23 protein-coding genes, 1 tRNA gene, 2 pseudogenes and 1 other annotated feature are annotated in these 17,784 nt (G+C 40.6%); of the genes and pseudogenes, 17 read left to right on the top strand and 9 right to left on the bottom strand.

The genetic code is table 11. From position 1 onward, the window contains the following. The first annotated feature begins 42 nt into the window (after positions 1–42). The 9 genes from F986_RS13275 to F986_RS13235 all read left to right on the top strand — a co-directional run bounded on the left by F986_RS13275 (position 43) and on the right by F986_RS13235 (position 3,113). Positions 43–279, top strand: coding sequence for a hypothetical protein (locus F986_RS13275; protein ID WP_004695861.1), 237 nt, complete (start codon positions 43–45; stop codon positions 277–279). Next, the gene (locus F986_RS13270; protein ID WP_004693790.1) at positions 279–473 is read left to right on the top strand and encodes a hypothetical protein; all 195 of its coding nucleotides are present in this window, start codon (positions 279–281) and stop codon (positions 471–473) included. The genes F986_RS13275 and F986_RS13270 overlap by 1 nt, the downstream gene beginning before the upstream one ends. A gap of 16 nt (positions 474–489) precedes the next feature. Next, the gene (locus F986_RS13265; RefSeq protein ID WP_004693791.1) at positions 490–861 is read left to right on the top strand and encodes a hypothetical protein; all 372 of its coding nucleotides are present in this window, start codon (positions 490–492) and stop codon (positions 859–861) included. A gap of 16 nt (positions 862–877) precedes the next feature. Continuing rightward, the gene (locus F986_RS13260) at positions 878–1,261 is read left to right on the top strand and encodes a hypothetical protein (protein ID WP_004695858.1); all 384 of its coding nucleotides are present in this window, start codon (positions 878–880) and stop codon (positions 1,259–1,261) included. A gap of 109 nt (positions 1,262–1,370) precedes the next feature. Beyond that, positions 1,371–1,934 (top strand): hypothetical protein, encoded by a 564-nt coding sequence (locus tag F986_RS18040; RefSeq protein WP_004695857.1) that lies wholly within the window; start codon positions 1,371–1,373, stop codon positions 1,932–1,934. After that, positions 1,927–2,241: a hypothetical protein gene (locus F986_RS13250; RefSeq protein ID WP_004695855.1), complete on the top strand. Its 315-nt coding sequence runs from the start codon at positions 1,927–1,929 to the stop codon at positions 2,239–2,241. The genes F986_RS18040 and F986_RS13250 overlap by 8 nt, the downstream gene beginning before the upstream one ends. Continuing rightward, positions 2,238–2,510 carry a hypothetical protein gene (locus F986_RS13245; protein WP_004694183.1) on the top strand — a complete coding sequence of 91 codons (273 nt, stop codon included), beginning with the start codon at positions 2,238–2,240 and terminating at the stop codon, positions 2,508–2,510. The genes F986_RS13250 and F986_RS13245 overlap by 4 nt, the downstream gene beginning before the upstream one ends. Next, entirely contained in the window at positions 2,497–2,850 is a 354-nt protein-coding gene (locus F986_RS13240) for a hypothetical protein (RefSeq protein WP_004695853.1), read from the top strand. The genes F986_RS13245 and F986_RS13240 overlap by 14 nt, the downstream gene beginning before the upstream one ends. After that, on the top strand, positions 2,847–3,113 hold the full coding sequence (locus F986_RS13235; RefSeq protein ID WP_004695851.1) for a hypothetical protein: 267 nt from the start codon (positions 2,847–2,849) through the stop codon (positions 3,111–3,113). The genes F986_RS13240 and F986_RS13235 overlap by 4 nt, the downstream gene beginning before the upstream one ends. 81 nt (positions 3,114–3,194) lie before the next feature. Here F986_RS13235 and F986_RS13230 read toward each other — a convergent pair. Continuing rightward, positions 3,195–3,270, bottom strand: a tRNA-Arg gene (locus tag F986_RS13230). Positions 3,271–3,448: 178 nt separating this feature from the next. On the opposite strand from F986_RS13230, the gene F986_RS13225 reads away from it, so the two are divergent. The 6 genes from F986_RS13225 to F986_RS13195 all read left to right on the top strand — a co-directional run bounded on the left by F986_RS13225 (position 3,449) and on the right by F986_RS13195 (position 9,012). Continuing rightward, complete coding sequence (locus F986_RS13225) at positions 3,449–4,384, top strand: ABC transporter ATP-binding protein (protein WP_004695849.1); 936 nt, start codon at positions 3,449–3,451, stop codon at positions 4,382–4,384. Next, a complete protein-coding gene (locus F986_RS13220; RefSeq protein WP_004695847.1) occupies positions 4,381–5,154 on the top strand; it encodes an ABC transporter permease in 774 nt (257 codons plus the stop codon). The genes F986_RS13225 and F986_RS13220 overlap by 4 nt, the downstream gene beginning before the upstream one ends. Continuing rightward, positions 5,154–5,966, top strand: coding sequence for an NADPH-dependent 7-cyano-7-deazaguanine reductase QueF (queF, locus tag F986_RS13215; protein WP_004695845.1), 813 nt, complete (start codon positions 5,154–5,156; stop codon positions 5,964–5,966). Before F986_RS13220 ends, queF begins: the two co-directional genes overlap by 1 nt. A 27-nt stretch (positions 5,967–5,993) precedes the next feature. Then, entirely contained in the window at positions 5,994–6,644 is a 651-nt protein-coding gene (locus F986_RS13210; protein WP_004695843.1) for a hypothetical protein, read from the top strand. A 470-nt stretch (positions 6,645–7,114) separates the two neighbouring features. Next, complete coding sequence (gene mltB / locus F986_RS13200) at positions 7,115–8,116, top strand: lytic murein transglycosylase B (RefSeq protein ID WP_004695841.1); 1,002 nt, start codon at positions 7,115–7,117, stop codon at positions 8,114–8,116. Between the two features lie 287 nt (positions 8,117–8,403). Further along, a complete protein-coding gene (locus tag F986_RS13195) occupies positions 8,404–9,012 on the top strand; it encodes a septal ring lytic transglycosylase RlpA family protein (protein ID WP_004695839.1) in 609 nt (202 codons plus the stop codon). A gap of 644 nt (positions 9,013–9,656) precedes the next feature. Here the strand turns inward: F986_RS13195 and F986_RS13190 are convergent. The 8 genes and pseudogenes from F986_RS13190 to rpsB all read right to left on the bottom strand — a co-directional run bounded on the left by F986_RS13190 (position 9,657) and on the right by rpsB (position 15,314). Further along, positions 9,657–9,974, bottom strand: coding sequence for an AzlD domain-containing protein (locus F986_RS13190; RefSeq protein ID WP_004695837.1), 318 nt, complete (start codon positions 9,972–9,974; stop codon positions 9,657–9,659). A 3-nt stretch (positions 9,975–9,977) separates the two neighbouring features. Continuing rightward, positions 9,978–10,611, bottom strand: a pseudogene (locus F986_RS13185) (AzlC family ABC transporter permease). Positions 10,612–10,749: 138 nt separating this feature from the next. Then, positions 10,750–11,199, bottom strand: a complete 450-nt coding sequence (locus tag F986_RS13180; RefSeq protein WP_004695830.1) for a helix-turn-helix domain-containing protein — start codon at positions 11,197–11,199, stop codon at positions 10,750–10,752. A gap of 48 nt (positions 11,200–11,247) precedes the next feature. Next, positions 11,248–12,467, bottom strand: a protein-coding gene (locus tag F986_RS13175; RefSeq protein WP_100222796.1) for an IS3 family transposase whose coding sequence is annotated in 2 segments (ribosomal slippage) — positions 11,248–12,191 and positions 12,191–12,467 — 1,221 coding nt in all. Because the reading frame shifts where the segments join, the coding sequence is not laid out codon by codon here. Next, positions 12,076–12,192 (bottom strand) — a sequence feature (AL1L pseudoknot). (Overlaps the previous gene by 117 nt.) Positions 12,468–12,513: 46 nt before the next feature. Further along, positions 12,514–12,894: pseudogene (locus F986_RS13165) on the bottom strand (AraC family ligand binding domain-containing protein); the annotation flags it as partial. Between the two features lie 67 nt (positions 12,895–12,961). Then, complete coding sequence (locus tag F986_RS13160) at positions 12,962–13,456, bottom strand: DUF3465 domain-containing protein (RefSeq protein ID WP_004695827.1); 495 nt, start codon at positions 13,454–13,456, stop codon at positions 12,962–12,964. A gap of 82 nt (positions 13,457–13,538) precedes the next feature. Continuing rightward, positions 13,539–14,414, bottom strand: a complete 876-nt coding sequence (gene tsf / locus F986_RS13155; protein ID WP_004695824.1) for a translation elongation factor Ts — start codon at positions 14,412–14,414, stop codon at positions 13,539–13,541. 141 nt (positions 14,415–14,555) lie between these two features. Beyond that, complete coding sequence (gene rpsB / locus F986_RS13150; protein WP_004695823.1) at positions 14,556–15,314, bottom strand: 30S ribosomal protein S2; 759 nt, start codon at positions 15,312–15,314, stop codon at positions 14,556–14,558. A 207-nt stretch (positions 15,315–15,521) separates the two neighbouring features. On the opposite strand from rpsB, the gene map reads away from it, so the two are divergent. Further along, positions 15,522–16,349 (top strand): type I methionyl aminopeptidase, encoded by an 828-nt coding sequence (map, locus tag F986_RS13145; RefSeq protein WP_004695821.1) that lies wholly within the window; start codon positions 15,522–15,524, stop codon positions 16,347–16,349. 328 nt (positions 16,350–16,677) lie between these two features. Beyond that, positions 16,678–17,736, top strand: a complete 1,059-nt coding sequence (locus F986_RS13140) for an OmpW/AlkL family protein (RefSeq protein WP_004695819.1) — start codon at positions 16,678–16,680, stop codon at positions 17,734–17,736. Positions 17,737–17,784: the final 48 nt, after the last annotated feature.

The following is a 17,784-nucleotide window of genomic DNA, read 5'->3' as shown; positions in this document are numbered from 1 at the left end:
GTGTTTTGCAAAATATTATAGAAAATATAAGAAGGTGGCGTGATGGCAAGATTTATAAAAGTTGAAAACACAGTAGTGAATGTTGATTTGATTTGCGCTGTGACTGAGCGTTTTGTAAGGGAGCGAATCCTAGCTCAAGGTGACGATCAGCCTTTTGATGATTATGTGAGTGTCTCTAAGGGCGTGAATGTGTTTTTTGGAACAACTCTGGAAGATAGCTTTATATCTTTTGAGAATGAAACGGTTGATAGCTTCTTGGCAAAGATTGAGGTGGCGTGATGTTTGAAACAAAAATTAAGCCCGATTATTCGGAAGCGATTGCTAAATTTGTGGAAGTGCATCGTCAGATTAACTTGGCGAAGGTGAAAGTACTTTTGAAGGCAAATGCGACTTGCATGGACTTACTGAGTTCAAAGCCTGTCAATCTAGCAAACATCACTGTGTTAAATGCTGTCAACGTACTAGCCAATTAAGAAAGGAGGCTTAAAAATGTCTGCACATTTACCAGGACAATCCGTTTCTATTCACGATGATGAATGGGGAACATTTTGCTACACACACCACGATATTAAGGCTACTCACCGTATTTGTTCAGAAGCCGATAGCTTTGGTGCCGAATATTACAACATGTGTGATCAATGCTGGAATGAGCATCAAGCAGCGATTCAAGCCAAAAAAGAAGATCCTGTGCAATGGGAATGCTGTAGGAAATGCGGAAATCTTGTTCCTTATTTGAGTTCATATCGTGATCCCGATGAAGGCATGTGTGGGCCAGTTTATGAAGCTTGCCCTGATTGTGTTTCAAAGTTTTATCAGAGCTATGAAGACGAATGTGAATGGCTTGATGACGAATATTATTAAAGGTTGAGGTGGCGTGATGGAAAATAATAAATTGTGGTGCATAGGAATCTGTCCTGAAGATGATAGTACTCATGAGCAATCACCTGCTGCATCAAAAGAAATTGCTGAACGTGCTTTGGCTCGCTACAGAGCAATGACTAAAGCTGAAGGTAATGAGTTCATGATTGAGTCATTTGATGAATATTTTCAGGTTCAAGAGTGGGAAGGTACAACCGAAGAACACCAGAAACAAATGTTTTATACAGAAGACTGGTTTAAAGAACCGATGTACCAGTGCAAAAACATGCAGCAGGCTGAACAAGCTTTTAAGTACGGTGAAATCGTGCACTGCTACAAAGATGGTGTTGAGTTAATTACTTCTGATTTTGATGAAGCTAAGCGCTTCTATGAGGTCGCGTGATGGATATTCGCAATACTTAAAACGCGATTAATAAAGATTTAGAGCAATTATTTGCGCAATTTCAACAATAAATCAAGATTTTGCGCAGATGTTTGCTCAGGAGAGTGTGATGGAAATTAAAGAATTAAAAGCTGAATTTGAGAAACTTAAATATATTGAGGAGAAGCTTGAGTATCTTAACTTTGATGAGCACTTAGGTTGTTATGTTGAGAAGAATAACGGTATGCCTGTTGGATTGGCGGCATGGGTAAATGGCGCATTCTATGGATTTGAGCAAGCAGTCAAAGCCCAAGCGGTGCCTGAAGGTTTTGTTTTAATCAAAGATGATACCAAGACCGTTGTTGCAATTGAACGAATGGTTGAACAGCAGGTCGAAGCAAGTGGAATGGATTCTCGTCGATTAGAAAGACTTGACGGTTGGAAGATTATTGAAGCGGCAGTTAAGGCACAGGAGTCACAAATAACAGAATTGAAAGTTGAATGGGCTTCTGATTGCTTTAAGTGCGGACATCACGAAGCAATTATTTACTCCACTGCTGCCGAAGCTTCTACAAAGGGTTGGTTTCATGATGGCGATGAAGTGAAGTGCACAGGATGCGGTAATACTGGTGAAATGGATGCGCGCGGTGAAGATAGTGATATTTGCTGGAATGAGGACGAGGCCAATGACTAACCTCCAACAAACAAATATTGCTGTGGCTAACTTCATCATTGGCGAGCTACACAAAGAGAAGCCGTTTAATTTGGTGTTAGATGCAGGTCAAACAGGCGCTTTATACAACATAACAAGCGAGTCGCATCACTTGCACAGCGGCTTTATTAGTAAGCTAGAAGCAACTTTAAGACAGCGCGTAAATAATGGCACTGGTGTGATTCTTGAGATTAATTGCAATGCTGATTTGTATTATCACGTGCTGAGTAGCTATATCGCAATGCATGACAAGGTTGGTGTGGTGAAGTCTTTAGGAGAGGTGTCATGAATGATGCAGTGAAATACTTTCAAAAAAATGGACTTCAAAGATCAAAAGAACTGGTTGAGATGGGATTTGGGTTTTGCAGTTTGGAGGATGGGCTTTCGTTTCATACTGAGCAATTGAAGCAGTTGGTCAAAAGTCATGAGCTGGTGGCAAGTTGGGGTGGTTTGGCTGATGCCAAGGTGGCGGTAAAGGTTAGTCGCCACAAGAAATACCTGAAAAGAGCCATCGCAGATGTAGAAAGTTGTATGGAGGTGTCCAGTGAATCTAATTGAGCAATTGGGCGGGTATGAGTACCTGAATGGGTTTTACAAAAGGGCGGTAGCACATGGATTTACTTTGACTGAAATCAAAGAGGAGTTGCTCAAATACCGCCGCCAGCACAATATTTTTGAGGTTGGGGATAAGGTTGTTTTTACAAATAACCCGTGTGCATTAAATCATAGTGTTTGGCAGGTAATAAGTAACAAGGATTACCCGGTGGTAGCTCCGATTTGCAATTTCAATGGTCGAGTTATTGTTGAAGCAAATATGTCAGTTTTATCACCATACCGTATTCAGCATGCTGAAGATGAAGAAATCAAAGCAGGTAAAAGATTTGAGGTGAATCAATGACAGCAATGGCAAACATGGGTAACTTGGTTGTTGCCCTGCCACCTTCAGACATTTGGTTGACAGATGAACAGGCGGCAGATTTTTTGGGTTATGCAAACACTTATTTTAAAGCATCAATTATTTGCTTAAAGGGATTCCCAAAACCAAGATACATTATGACAAACTCAAAAGGTCGCAGATGGAACTTGAAGATGCTGTCTGATTGGTTGAGTGAAAGACCAGACGATCTGAAAATCAAGACAGGCAGACCCCGCAAAATATAGCGGGGTTTTTCTTGTTTAAAATATGGATTACGCCAAATTTACGCCAAAGTACATATAAGTTATTGTTTTTATAGTGTGTATTGGTGCGCTCAGCGGGACTCGAACCCACGCCACAGGCTTCGGAGACCTGTACTCTATCCAGTTGAGCTATGAGCGCGCGAGCACATCATATCAAAAAAAATCACAAGGTAAAGCATCTATATAGCTTAGAGTGATTTTCCTGCTTATGCTTTATACAATGTTCCATATCTGCAACACAGAATTGCGAGTAGATTACTTGGTTTATTAGGCATAATCGCTCACAATAGTGCCACTATTAATCATTCGAGAATTTCATGACTGATGCATTGACGTTAAGAGATTTGTCCAAAACCTATAAAAATGGGTTTCAGGCTTTAAAAGGCATCGATTTAACTGTTCCTGAAGGCGAGTTCTATGCCCTTCTTGGACCAAATGGTGCAGGCAAATCTACAACGATTGGTATTATCAGCTCATTGACCAAGAAAACCTCAGGCACTGTCGAAATTTTTGGACATAATCTCGATACACACCCCTCTCAAGCCAAACAGTGCTTAGGAGTTGTACCTCAAGAGTTTAACTTCGGTCAGTTTGAAAAAACCTTCGATATTTTAGTCACACAAGCGGGCTATTATGGTATTCCTAAAAAAATTGCGGAAGTTCGTGCCGAAGAATATTTAGAAAAACTCGGCTTATGGGAAAAACGCGGTGTTCAAGCCCGTATGCTTTCAGGTGGTATGAAACGTCGCCTGATGATTGCCCGTGCCATGATGCATGAACCGAAACTCCTTATTTTAGATGAACCCACAGCAGGGGTTGATATTGAGCTACGTCGTTCGATGTGGGACTTCCTCACAGAAATGAACAATAAAGGCACATCGATCATTTTAACCACACACTATTTAGAAGAAGCAGAAATGCTGTGTCGTCGAATTGCCATTATTGACCGTGGTGTGATTAAAGAAGACACCAGCATGAAAAATTTCCTCAATCAACTCAATGAGGAAACCTTTATTTTTGATTTGGCCGCACCGATTGAACCAATTCATATCGACATTATTGGGGTTCGTTTCCATTTAGTCGACGCCGTGACTTTAGAGGTGACTATGGATAGAGCGCATACCCTCAATGACTTATTTCAATTGCTCGAATCGCAGGGGATCCAAGTTCGTAGTATGCGGAACAAATCCAACCGTTTAGAAGAACTGTTTGTGAAGATGGTCGAAAAAAATCTCGAAGGAACTACGCCATGAACTTAAATCAACTTAGCGTAGCTTTATATACTTTGGTGTATAAAGAAATTCGCCGCTTTATGCGCATCTGGCCGCAAACTTTACTTCCACCTGCCATTACCATGAGCTTGTACTTTGTGATATTTGGCAATTTGGTCGGCTCTCGTATTGGTGAGATGGGCGGTTTTAGCTATATGCAGTTCATCGTGCCTGGACTGATTATGATGGCGGTGATTACCAACAGTTACGCTAACGTTTCTTCGAGCTTTTTTAGTGCCAAATTTCAAAAAAGTATTGAAGAGCTGATCATGAGTCCTGTACCTTTGCATGCCATTTTATGGGGCTTTGTCTTAGGCGGTGTCTGTCGTGGGGTCTTGGTCGGTATCATTGTGACAGCCATGAGTTTATTTTTTACTGACCTTTATATTACCAATTGGTTTGTTACCATTTACACCGTCTTGGTCACCTCGTTCTTATTTTCACTGGGTGGTTTTATCAATGCGGTGTATGCCAAATCTTTTGATGACATCTCCATCATCCCAACATTTGTGCTGACGCCTTTAACTTATTTAGGTGGCGTATTTTATGCCATTTCAGCACTCAGCCCTTTTTGGCAAAATTTATCGTTGATCAATCCGATTGTGTATATGGTCAATGCTTTTCGTTTCGGTATCTTAGGTCATAGTGATGTTAACGTCGTCGTCTCCCTATCTGTTATGACCATATGCTGTGCAGTGCTTTATGGCATTGCTTACTATTTACTTTCTCGTGGTTCAGGAATGCGTGAATAATGAGTGTAGAACATTCTCTTTTGGGTAAAGACACCAATTACCCTACAACTTATCAACCCGATATTCTTTTTCCCATTGCCCGTGCTACAGCACGTGAGCACTATGCACATGTTGAAGGTATTCAACAAGGTAAAGACTGGTGGCATGTTTTTGAAATTTCTTGGTTAAATAACCATGGTGTTCCGCAAGTTGCCATTGGTCGCATCAGTCTGCCGGCCACCTCGCCCAACCTAATTGAGTCAAAGTCATTAAAGCTTTACTTTAATAGCATGAACTTTACTCAGTTTGAGTCTAAAGCGGCATTTAAAGCAACGGTTGAGCAGGATTTATCCGTAGCCGCTGGCGCAGATGTGAATATTGATCTTTTCCATGTCGATGACGTGGAAATTAGTCAACCTGAAGGTATCTGTATAGATGAACTGATTCCGACCCAATTGGAAAATCATCCCAATGCTAATCTGTTGGCATTAGATGATGCTGCGGAAGATGTTGAAGTACAGATTTACTCACATTTACTCAGAAGTAACTGTCCAGTAACTGGACAACCTGATTGGGGCACGGTATTTATCCGATATAAAGGTAAAAAGCCTTGTTATAACAGTATACTGGCTTATATTATCTCTTATCGTCAGCACAACGGTTTTCACGAACAATGTGTGGAACAAATATTTGCCGATATTTGGCAAAATTTGAAACCTGAAAAGCTGATGGTGTACGCAGCTTATACACGCCGTGGTGGTTTAGACATTAACCCTTGTCGTGTGTCAGATGTGTCATGGATGCCCCGCCCAATTCGATTGGCGCGACAATAAAATAAAGAACATTGAGGTTAATACACGATGCCATTTTTTGGTTTTATTCCATCGACTGAACTTTTACAGACTATTCAAACTGCTCAGCAGAAGAAAGACTCAAGTGAACCTTTATATCCACTTCGAGATAAAACAGCACTCCTCATCAATGATGAAATTATTGATGCCATTTTGACTGAGTTAGTTCGCCGTTTTCCACCGAGTGATAAACGTGACACAGCCGAGAAACTGGCTGGCTATATTAAGTCAACAGTTGCGGTTTTGTTGAAGCAGCTTTTAGGCAAATCATCGAATGATGTGGTTCAAGCATCGATTCAGTTTTCTGAAAAAAGCTTGTTTAAAGATGCTGAAGGTCAGTTCCGTGTGGGTGAAGCGTTAGATGCGAGCTTAGTGACCAGCCTCAAATATAACTATGCTGAAATTAAAGCAGGCAATGAAGTAGATAAAGCCGCGTTAACCGAACTGTATAAACAGTTTGCTGAAGCGACTGTACGCCACTTCATGAATGACTTTAATAAAACCCTCGATTTGGGCATGATTAAGCGTAAAGCAGCCGATATCGGTTCTGCAGCTGTCATTAAAGCAGTGCATATTGCTGCCAATAAAATCATCCCCAATTTAACCAAAGATGAACTTTTAGCTTTGGCTGAATATCACGACACCTTATTTCATGCTTAAGTACTAAAAGTCTTTCGAGGCTTTTCAGATCAAAAATGACTCTACTTGTGTAGGGTCATTTTGGTTTCTAAGCTGTGATTTCTTGCTCTTTATATAAAGCTATATAAAGTCCATTTATAAGCTGAGACCAGATCTTTTTGTCATTGTCACTAGACCCTAAACACTACAATTTTAATTGCCTCTATATAAGGAAGACTTTTTATATCAGTCAGTAAAACTTGACTTATATAGTCACGTAAATATTCTGCCTGAAAAACTGTACCATTTTGAATAATCTGTCCTTTATATAGGCTGAGTTTGTCTTTTTTTGTATACCTATTTGCCCGCTTCAGTACAGACAATGTTATCTTAAAGCCTATTCACGCTAGACTCCGTTCACAAGAATTTCGACATAACAGAAACGCGAACTATGGGCTTTACCCTATTCGCTTTGCTCCACTGCCAATAACGACTCTGGAAATTAGACTTCTATGTTAAATTTAAACTTTTATAACAAAGTTAAACGTTTACCTTTATTGATTGGCGCTTTGTCGATCACCAGTTTTTGCCAAGCCAACGATTTCGCTTCTCATCCTGACTATTTCAGCTTTAAACAAAAAACCATGCAAAATTATGGTCTGTCTGCTGAACAAGTCGATTGGGCGATGAGTGGTTCTAAAAATGTACCCAACATCATCAACATTATGAACCGCCCTGGTGAAAGTAAACCGTGGTACGAATATAAAACCAACTTTATGGCAGAAAGCACCATTCAACGTGGTGTCCGTTTTAAAGCACAGTTCGCAGATACTTTAAACCGCGCCGAACAACAATTTGGTGTACCGCAATCAGTCATTCTCGGCATTTTAGGGGTAGAAACAGGTTTTGGGACGAACAAAGGTAATTTTGTCACCCGTGATGCCTTAGCCACTTTAGGTTTTGGTTACGAACGTCGTAAGCAATATTTCCAAGATGAACTCGGCGCCTTAATTGCGTGGAGCTATAAAGATGGCGTGCCAACCAACTCGGTTGTAGGTTCGTATGCAGGTGCGGTGGGCTACCCACAATTTATGCCTAGCAATATTCCAAAGTTTGGTGTCGATTATGACGGCAATGGTCATGTCGATTTACGAAATTCAGCAGTCGATGCGATTGGTTCAATTGCCAACTATTTAGCAAATCATGGCTGGCAACGTAATCAGCCAATTGGATTCGCAGCACGCTATAGTGGCTCAAATCCTGAAGCGGTCATTGCTAAAGATTTAACTTTACCGACGCCTTATGGTGTTTTAAAAAATCAGGGCATTCAACCGACCAATCCGATTGTCAAAATCGATGATTTAGATATGGTGAATGTGATCCAACTACAGGAAAATTATGGGCAAAGTTATTACATTACTTACCCTAACTTTCAAGTGATTACGACCTATAACAAGAGCCGTATGTATGCGACTGCAGTGTGGCAATTAGGGGCTGAAATTGCTAGCCGATAAGGCTAGCTTTTTACTCAAGCTTGAGATGTCAACAAAAATATATTTAAAAATGATGTAAATTTCGGCATTTTTCATACCTTGTTACAATATTGGTTATTTTTTAATCAAAAATTGTTCGGTTTATGTAGTTTTTATCATTATTTTAATTAAACACTAGACATGCTTATGACTGCATGAATATTATCCATTTCGTCAAATGTTGTTGCAAAAGTGAATTAACAGGCAAGTTTTTTTATCTTTCAACCACTTAGTTTAAAGAAAAAAGTATTGTCTTTTGGAGTTTATAAATGCAGTCTTCACTTAAATATATACTGGCCATTGCCTCGACTATTGCGCTGAGCCAATCGCAAGCAGAGATGGTTCAGTCATCTTTTACCAATGATAACGATAACTCTCGCCTAGCTGCGCGTGTCTTGAATAAAGATGCTCAAGGCTTCAACTCACACTTCTCAAATTTAAATAGCCTTTCAATCACTGAACGTTCAGGCGATAAGATTCGTCGCGAAACAATCGCTGCAAAAATTGAGATCCCTGAAGAAGAGCCTTCAGTGATTGAAAAGTTAAATACTGTTGCATCAAATACAGTACGTAAGTTTAGTCAAACGGGCATGGCGTCTTGGTATGGTCGTCAGTTCCACGGTCGTAAAACAGCAAGTGGTGAAACATTCGATATGAATGCATTAACTGCAGCTCATCGTAGCTTGCCACTAAACTGCTTTATTCGTGTAACGAATAAAACCAATGGTAAAAGTGTTGTGGTTAAAGTAAATGACCGCGGCCCATTCCATGGTAATCGTGTACTCGATCTTTCTTATGGCGCTGCTAAGCAACTGGGTATTACCAATGCAGGTACTGCTAAAGTTAGCATTGAACGTATTGATGGACCAAACTCTTAAGACTCGTCCCTACAACACGCATTTGACAGCAAAGCCACAGTAATGTGGCTTTTTTATTGTTCTATCTTTGCCTAATGTTTTACACAATCGTAAACAGCTCGATCTCCAGCATTTGATCACTCCCAGATACTTAGTTTGAATAAGATGCGAAATCTAATCGATCCGATTTTTTAAAGTGACTGCGCTCACATTTTTACAGCGGTGGAAGACTAGCAAAATTAAATATTTTCGCAGCTCATTCTTATCTGATCAAAGCCAATTTTTCTGCCTACCCTGAACTGCAGTTTTATGCATTCGTCAAATTAGAATGATTTTATGAATTACCTAGTAAATTAAGCGCCATTTTTGCGATATTAGATTCACTATTGCCCTGCTTGTTTTTGTATAATTAGTGCAGTTTTATGAACCAAAACTCAAAAGAAAACCTTCTTATTTCTTCAAAGTTCTCAAAACCCGCCTCATTTGCTCTATTTTCAACTTTTTTAGCTACCCAATCAAAGCTAAGCCAATTTGATAGACATAGAAAAAATCGCAAATGGTGAGCATTTAGGGCAACACAAATTTAAAAGCAATGAAAAAGACCGGGCTCTCGCACTTTTTCATGCTTTTTTCGGTATTTTATGGACCTATTTGCTGATGAAATGCTAGAAATCGAATAACAGATTCAGACCGTAAAAAAATCCTAAACTCAGCAAAATACTGAGCAATAATTTTCTCGTCAAAAGAGTGATTAACAGCGTAAAAATTGCACCATAAAAATAGCTATTTTCAAATATCCCTTTCCAGTGTCCGCCTTCGAAAAAAACCAGTGGCAAACAAATCGAAACCATCAGACAAGGCGCCGCATATTTCAGCATGCGTGTCGCAAATTTAGGCAGTCGAATTTGAATTTTAGGCTCTAAAAATAAATACCGATTAAAAAAGGTGACACAGGTCAAACTCAAAACAAATAACCATGTCATGTTTTAGTCCTCTGCTTGATCAAAAAACGCAGCAATCCACATTCCACTAAACCCAGCCAGTAAAATAGCTGATCCGAGTTCAAACCAACTCAAAATCAGCACCATGATCGATGAACTCACCACGCCATAAATTGCGGTCTTATTTTGAATCAGCATCACCGCCATAACCAAGAACACCACCACAATTGAAAATTCTAAGTGGAGAGTTGAAAGATCAGGTACTTTATTTGCAAGTAAAATACCCATTAGACTAAACAACACCCAACTGACATAAAAGCTGAATCCTGCACCCAACATATAGGCATAAGACGGCCTTTTCCTTCAGCATCGCGGTGGCGTAGAGTTCATCGGTTAGCAAAAAGCCGATGCTCAGTCTTCTTTTGAGTGACCATGGCTTCACCTCCTCTCTTAAACTCAGTGCATAAATAAAGTGCTGACTGGTTAGAAAAAATACGGTGATCAGAATACTCAGTAAAGATGCACCAGTCATGAGCATACTCAAGCTGACCAATTGTGCCGCACCTGCAAACACTAACGCTGACATGCCTACAGCTTGCATGATACTCAGACCCGCATTAATCGCAGCTGAGCCAGCCAATATCCCCCATGGAATAACGGCGACAGAAAGCGGCAACATATCTTGCACACCACGGAAAAAACCTAAACTTTTCTGTTGGATCAATTGCGACTGCACAGCAGCACTCCATTTTTCAATTCATTGGAGTCAATATGCGGCATACCTTAGATGGCTTTCTTGTATGAAATTGCTGTTATTTTAAATTTTATGTGCCAGATATTGCGCAGGCGTACAGCCCAAAGACTTTTTAAAATGACGAGTGTAATGGCTTTGATCAGAGAAACCACAGAGTTGTACTACTGTCGCAATCTCACAGCCTTGTTTAAGTAAATATAAAGATTTACGTAATCGAAACTGTACCAACCATGCATGAGGTGGAAGTCCAGTAAACTTTTTAAATTGACGTAATAAATGCCATGGGCTCATCCCGACGACAGCGGCGAGCTCAGCCAGTTGATGCTCTCTTTCAGGTTCCGCAGCAAGTAGTTCTTGTACCAAGACTACTTTACGCTGTGCTTCAGGCAAGTCTTTTAATATTTTTTTAGATTGATTATAACGACTTAATAAATAAGCCAAAGTTGAAATATATAAGCTCTGTTTAAACAGTGTATTTTTTGGCTGTAACAACAAATCGAACAGTAAATTCAATTGTTCGGCTTGAACCGTACCGACTATATCGGAGACAGTTTATTTAAGTTATGCAACACAATCTAAGGTGTTGATTTTATCATAGTACATATTTTCAAACTCAAATGGTGAAACATAGCCAATAGAACTATGTAGCCGCTTTTTGTTAAACCAGTCTACCCAATTCAATGTAGCTAATTCAACATCAGCTAAGCCTAACCAATCAGATTTCAAATATTCAATCACCTCCGTTTTATATAAACCATTCACTGTTTCAGCCAGTGCATTATCATACGAGTCTCCCGTTGTTCCTACAGAGGCTCTTAAGTTCGCAGTTTCCAATCGCTGAGTATAGCGGATTGAAAGATACTGCACCCCTCGGTCACTATGATGAATCACATTCTTAGGCATACCCCGACTATTGAGTGCATGCTCAAGGGCATGAAGTACCATATCGGTATTCATTCGGGTGGAAACTTTCCAACCAACGATTGCTCGTGAGAACACATCAATGATAAATGCCGTATATACCCCCCCAGAATGAGTCTGAATATAGGTAAAGTCAGCGACCCAAAGGTTGTTGGGATGCTGAGCTGTGAAATCACGCTTAACTAAATCATCAGCTCTTTTTTGCTGATCATCATGATGTGTCGTACGCTTATTCTTACCACGCCATACACCTTGTATTTCAAGTTGTTTCATCAAGCGTGTTACCGTGCAGCGGGCAATAGAATATCCTTCTTGTTTAAGTTGTTGCCAAACTTTACGAATGCCATAACGCCCATGGCTCTCTTGCCAAATTAACTTAATTTGCTCAGCATAATGTTGATCGTGTAAATCTCGTTTCGAACGCTTTTCAGGGTTCTGTACTAGATCAAGCTGGCGATAGTAAGTGGATGAGGCAATTGGCAATATTTGACAAATCGCTTCAACACCATACAGGGCTTTATGATCACGAATGAAATCAACCATTATTTGTGTGGGCGGCCTAACTCCGCCTGTGCGAAAAAAGCAGCTGCCTTACGAAGAATTTCATTGGCTCGTTGTAGCTCTTTGTTTTCACGTTCTAGTTGTTTGATACGCTGTTGATCTGACAGAAGTTGCACTACGGCTGGATTCTGTAGTTGTTTATGTTTTTGATGCCAAGCACGCAAAGTTTCAGGGGTACAACCGATTTTAGGAGCAATAGCTGTAATTGCAGCCCAAGTAGAAGGATAATCTTGTTCAGATTCAAGCAGCAAACGTACTGCTCGTTCTTTGATTTCTGCGGTGTATTTTAATCTTGTCATAGCGACATTCTCTCAAGAAAATGTGTCTCCTACAATCTCGGTACGGTTCAGCTAGTCCTTCATCATGAACCACAGCTTGCGGAAACCACGGCATAGTCCCTGCTTCATGAAAAAAATCTTGACTCACCTCTTGAATCATTTCAGGGGTCGGATAAATTGCCCGATAACACCACCCAGTTTCAACAGCAGAAGAACCCGTATGTACCTCATCAGCATTCACTAAAATAATGTCGCCTTGCGGTGCAATATGCTGATTTCCTGTACGTAAAAAAGACTGCGCACCTTCATCAATTAAGCCAATGCAATAGCCTTCATGGGTATGTTTTGAAAACTGCGTATGCTGATAGGAGGCTTTTAACATTTCAAGACCATCAAGTTCCTGAACATGATGGTAATTTACAAATTCACTGGGTCTGATTTCGTGCATGAGTTGGCCTCTCCTGAACACTCAGCATACTGCGATTCAGCAAAACGTATAGAACAAAATTGCTCTACTACTGATAGGTTTTTCCTTGGTGTTTTAACCAACCACCTTCATGGCGCTGTTGTGGATCGTGATGTGTCCAGTGGATCACCCCGCCTTTTTCACTATATTCGTATTCACCATTGAAACCAACGGTATCGCCTTTTTGTAAGCGTTCAATGCGTGGTGCCAAATCAATATTATGTGCAACCAAAACCGTCATTGCATTAGGGAGTTCTACAATAAATTTTTGATGACGAGAACCATCATTATCATCTTTAAGCACAGCCACAACACGCCCTTGTGATTGAACTTGAATATTACTTTTCCGGTTTTGAAACGCTTGGGCAATTTTTGCTGTGCCATCAAGTACTTGATTTTGCGGTTGGCTGGTCTGTGTAGAGGGCTCTACCGCGACTGATGGTGTCGATGTTTGTAATTGATTTTCTTGAAGATCGATTCCGAAATATGCAGCAATCAATAGTATGATCACCGCGCCAATACTCAGGTTGGTTTTGTTGGCCACTTATCTACTTCCTCGTTTTATTTTTATTAATTGTATAAAAAAAGCCCCAAAGGGGCTTTTTTTACTCAAAATAATTTTTCAATTATTTTGCAGCAGCTTGAGCAGCAGCAACTTCTTCAGCGAAAGAAAGTTCAGCTTTTTTCTCAATACCTTCACCCACTTCAAAGCGAGCAAATTGAACAACTGTAGTACCAGTTGCTTTAAGAACGTCCGCAACTTTCTTGTCGTTGTCGATTACGTACATTTGACGATCAAGAGCAACTTCGTTCAAGTATTTCTCAACTGAACCAGTGACCATTTTCTCAACGATGTTTGCAGGCTTACCAGATTCGATTGCTTTAGCTTCAGCAATTTCTTTCTCTTTAGCGATAAGTTCAGCAGATACACCTTCAGCAGAGATAGCAACTGGGTTGAATGCAGCAACGTGCATTGCAATACCTTTACCAGTCGCAGCATCACCTGTGTAAGATACAACAACACCGATTTTTAAACCGTGTTTGTAAACTGCAAGGTTTTCGCCTTCAATGATTTGAGCACGACGAACTTGGATGTTTTCACCGATTTTTTGAACAAGTGCAATACGCGCTTCTTCTACAGTTGCACCATCTTCAAGTTTCAATTCAGCAATTTTAGCAGCATCAGTTTCGCCAGCAGCTAACGCAGCAGCAGCAACTTGAGCAGAGAAACCAGCAAAGTTTTCGTCCTTAGCAACGAAGTCAGTTTGGCAGTTTACTTCTAAAAGAAGCGCTTTGTTACCGTCTTGAGCGATAGTGATTGCGCCATCAGCTGCAATGTTACCCGCTTTTTTAGCCGCTTTAGCTTGACCAGATTTACGAAGGTTATCAATCGCTAATTCGATGTCACCATTCGCTTCTGTTAATGCTTTTTTACATTCCATCATTGCAAGACCAGTACGATCGCGCAATTCTTTAACCATGCTTGCTGTAACTGCAGTCATGTCAATCTCCTAAATACGGTAGAAAATGAATTCTTTTTAGAACAGAAACGGCCCAGAGCTGTCTCTTGGGCCGTCTGCATACATGACGCTTACTTTGCCACCATCACATGTCGCAAAAATGACAAGCTTACGTCAAACGCATTAAGCCTCAGGAGCTTCTTTAGCTTCTTTAGCTTCTTCAACTTTAGCTTGTGCATTTGCTTGTGATTGAGCATATTCTTTACCAGCAAGAATCGCATCAGCCATAGCAGAAGCATACAAAGTAACTGCACGGATCGCATCGTCATTACCCGGAATAACGTAGTCTACGTTGTCTGGGTTAGAGTTTGTATCAACGATACCGATTACAGGAATACCAAGGTTTTTAGCTTCTTTAATTGCAATTGCTTCGTGATCAACGTCGATTACGAATAATGCGTCAGGTAAACCACCCATGTTCTTAACGCCGCCTAAAGCGCGTTCAAGTTTTTCCATCTCACGAGTACGCTCTAAAGCTTCACGTTTAGTAAGCTTAGCGAAAGTACCATCTTGAGATTGAGTTTGAAGGTCTTTAAGACGGTTGATAGATTGGCGAAGTGTTTTCCAGTTCGTCAACATACCACCTAACCAACGGTGATCAACATATGGTTGACCAGCACGTTGTGCTTGTTCACGGATGATGTTAGAAGCAGCACGTTTCGTACCAACAAACAATACTTTATTCTTTTTGCTAGCAAGGTTGTTAACAAAGTTCAAAGCATCATTTAACGCAGGAACAGTGTGCTCAAGGTTGATGATGTGAATTTTGTTACGCGCACCAAAGATGTATTGACGCATCTTTGGGTTCCAGAAACGTGTTTGGTGACCGAAGTGTGCGCCTGCTTGAAGAAGGTCGCGCATGCTTACGTTGTAATCTGCCATTTTCTTTACCTTAAAGTTTGGGTTAGGCCTCCATATATCCGCATCCTCCACCCTAACGGGCACCCAGAGAAATGTGTCGATATATGTGCGGATTTTATTGCCCCATCGCACAAAGCCCGTGAAATTTATTCACGAAAAAGCATTTGATAAAATGGGCGGCTATTTATACCATAGTCACACACAAATTTCCAAAAGTTTTTAGAGATCATGAACAGTACTTACGAAGCACCCCGTCGACTCATCAAAAGCGCTGAAGACATCGAAAAGATGCGTGTGGCTGGACGACTGGCGGCTGAAGTTTTGGATATGATCAAGCCACATATTAAACCAGGTGTGACTACACTTGAGTTAGATACGATTTGTCACGATTATATTGTCAATAAACAAGACGCGATTCCAGCATGTTTAGGTTACGGTGCAGCACCAGGTCGCCCTGCTTTCCAACATGTGATTTGTACTTCTGTAAACCATGTGGTCTGTCACGGCATTCCTTCAGATGCAAAAGTGTTGAAAAAAGGCGATATTTTAAATATTGATGTGACGGTCATTAAAGATGGTTTCCACGGCGATACCAACATGATGTACATCGTGGGTGGCGAGACGTCTATTCTCGCGAATCGTTTATGTAAAGTGGCACAAGAAGCGATGTACCGTGGAATAGCAACAGTGAAGCCGGGTTCAACCATTGGCGACATTGGTCATGCCATTCAACAATATGTCGAATCGGAACGTTTTGGTGTCGTACGTGAATACTGTGGTCACGGTATTGGAACTGTGTTCCATGACGAACCTCAAGTCTTACACTATGGTCAACCAAACTCAGGCATGATTTTAGAAGAAGGCATGACCTTTACCATTGAGCCAATGGTCAATGGTGGTGACTGGAAAACTAAATTACTGGGCGATAAATGGACGGTAGTGACCAAAGACCATAGCTTGTCTGCACAGTATGAACATACGTTGTTGGTCACTAAAAACGGGGTTGAAGTGTTAACTGCACGTCCTGAAGAAGATTTATCACGTTTTCAGTCTTAAATGATGTCATTGGCATGAAATATGATGCCATCTGTCAAAAAGACCACCTTCAGGTGGTCTTTTTTATGACTAAACAAATATTGGATGTGAAATTTATTCTTTATTTTACAAACAGCTAGAATCAAAAAATACTCAACAGTAGCGCTCTATTACATTCATTCATCTGTAACAAAGATTGCAAGCTAGTAACACGATCACACAAAACAGGTTTTGACATTCACAAATGTCAAAAACACATGTCCTTCAAAAACAACAGCTTTATCGTAGCAGCAACCTTAATAATACGCTCTATAAAAACGAATAGCTAATTTGGACATGGAGTCCCAGAATGAAAAAAACATTGCTTTGTGTAGCAACGTCTATTGCTGCCTTGCCTATGCTCACACATGTAGATTCACCTTATTTTAGTCTACAAGATGGTGATGGATTTAAACGCTTTTCTGTATCGGTCGGTGCTTTACACGTCATGCCACAAGGTAAAGCTCAACCCTTCCGAGTTAACACATCAGTTAAAGAAGGAGAAACAGCAAAGGTCGGGGATGTTAAATCTCAAACCGTCAAAGACAATTTAAAAGAGGGATTTACCCCTTCACTATTGCTACAAGCAGCACTCAATACTTTAGATACCATTCCAAGTGCTCTAAGTGGAACTGCTGAAATCCGTGGACTCAGTCAATGGGATAATCCAGGTACGGGTTTAGAAGCCGACGATGTCACCACATTGGGCATCATGACTAATTACTTTTTTACCGACAATATTTCTTTTGAAATGAAAGCAGGGATTCCACCGAAAGTCGACTTACAAGGTAAAGGCAAAATTTATGCGCCTTTTTCAGCAACTGCAACACCTATGGGCGGAGCTTTAGGCAATTTAGAACTTGAAAATGATATTTTCATTACCGATTTGGAAGCACACGGCCCTGCGGCATCTGCACGTGCATGGACACCTGCTTTCGAGTTCCAATATCACTTTGGTAAAACAGGGGTGAATAAATTCCGTCCGTATGTCGGTGTTGGAATGATGTATGCCTACTTTAATGAGCTGGAAATTAACCCACAAACTGAAAAAGACTTGATTGCAGCAGGCCATATGATTGCCAATATTAAAGAAGGAAATGCTGGTGCATCACTTGAAGGGAAAAAGAGTTCAGCCAATCCCAAAGTTAAGCTAGAAGCAACCGATGCCTTCGCCCCTATTGCAACCGTCGGTTTCACCTATGACTTTAACGATAAATGGTTTGCTGTCGGCTCGGTGTCCTATGCTCATCTTAAAAATGAAACCACGATCACCGTCAAAGATGCCACGCACGGTGAACTGATCAAATCCACAGCTGATATTGAAATTAACCCAATTCTGGCTTATGCAGGTGTCGGCTACCGATTCTAAGCTTCAAACAACTACCCAAAAGACGACACCAAGTCGTCTTTTTTCATG

Source organism: Acinetobacter johnsonii CIP 64.6, assembly GCF_000368045.1.
In the GTDB taxonomy this organism is placed as follows: domain Bacteria; phylum Pseudomonadota; class Gammaproteobacteria; order Pseudomonadales; family Moraxellaceae; genus Acinetobacter; species Acinetobacter johnsonii.
This window is presented reverse-complemented; position numbering and strand designations above follow the sequence as displayed.

What these genes read in the sequence shown, in the direction of transcription:
- tsf (WP_004695824.1), bottom strand. Translation starts at nt 14,414, where the DNA reads ATGACTGCAGTTACAGCAAGCATGGTTAAAGAATTGCGCGATCGTACT.
- F986_RS13250 (WP_004695855.1), top strand. Translation starts at nt 1,927, where the DNA reads ATGACTAACCTCCAACAAACAAATATTGCTGTGGCTAACTTCATCATT.
- F986_RS13220 (WP_004695847.1), top strand. Translation starts at nt 4,381, where the DNA reads ATGAACTTAAATCAACTTAGCGTAGCTTTATATACTTTGGTGTATAAA.
- queF (WP_004695845.1), top strand. Translation starts at nt 5,154, where the DNA reads ATGAGTGTAGAACATTCTCTTTTGGGTAAAGACACCAATTACCCTACA.
- F986_RS13260 (WP_004695858.1), top strand. Translation starts at nt 878, where the DNA reads ATGGAAAATAATAAATTGTGGTGCATAGGAATCTGTCCTGAAGATGAT.
- F986_RS13265 (WP_004693791.1), top strand. Translation starts at nt 490, where the DNA reads ATGTCTGCACATTTACCAGGACAATCCGTTTCTATTCACGATGATGAA.
- F986_RS13225 (WP_004695849.1), top strand. Translation starts at nt 3,449, where the DNA reads ATGACTGATGCATTGACGTTAAGAGATTTGTCCAAAACCTATAAAAAT.
- F986_RS13275 (WP_004695861.1), top strand. Translation starts at nt 43, where the DNA reads ATGGCAAGATTTATAAAAGTTGAAAACACAGTAGTGAATGTTGATTTG.
- F986_RS13235 (WP_004695851.1), top strand. Translation starts at nt 2,847, where the DNA reads ATGACAGCAATGGCAAACATGGGTAACTTGGTTGTTGCCCTGCCACCT.
- mltB (WP_004695841.1), top strand. Translation starts at nt 7,115, where the DNA reads ATGTTAAATTTAAACTTTTATAACAAAGTTAAACGTTTACCTTTATTG.
- F986_RS18040 (WP_004695857.1), top strand. Translation starts at nt 1,371, where the DNA reads ATGGAAATTAAAGAATTAAAAGCTGAATTTGAGAAACTTAAATATATT.
- rpsB (WP_004695823.1), bottom strand. Translation starts at nt 15,314, where the DNA reads ATGGCAGATTACAACGTAAGCATGCGCGACCTTCTTCAAGCAGGCGCA.
- F986_RS13190 (WP_004695837.1), bottom strand. Translation starts at nt 9,974, where the DNA reads ATGACATGGTTATTTGTTTTGAGTTTGACCTGTGTCACCTTTTTTAAT.
- F986_RS13140 (WP_004695819.1), top strand. Translation starts at nt 16,678, where the DNA reads ATGAAAAAAACATTGCTTTGTGTAGCAACGTCTATTGCTGCCTTGCCT.
- F986_RS13195 (WP_004695839.1), top strand. Translation starts at nt 8,404, where the DNA reads ATGCAGTCTTCACTTAAATATATACTGGCCATTGCCTCGACTATTGCG.
- map (WP_004695821.1), top strand. Translation starts at nt 15,522, where the DNA reads ATGAACAGTACTTACGAAGCACCCCGTCGACTCATCAAAAGCGCTGAA.
- F986_RS13210 (WP_004695843.1), top strand. Translation starts at nt 5,994, where the DNA reads ATGCCATTTTTTGGTTTTATTCCATCGACTGAACTTTTACAGACTATT.
- F986_RS13270 (WP_004693790.1), top strand. Translation starts at nt 279, where the DNA reads ATGTTTGAAACAAAAATTAAGCCCGATTATTCGGAAGCGATTGCTAAA.
- F986_RS13245 (WP_004694183.1), top strand. Translation starts at nt 2,238, where the DNA reads ATGAATGATGCAGTGAAATACTTTCAAAAAAATGGACTTCAAAGATCA.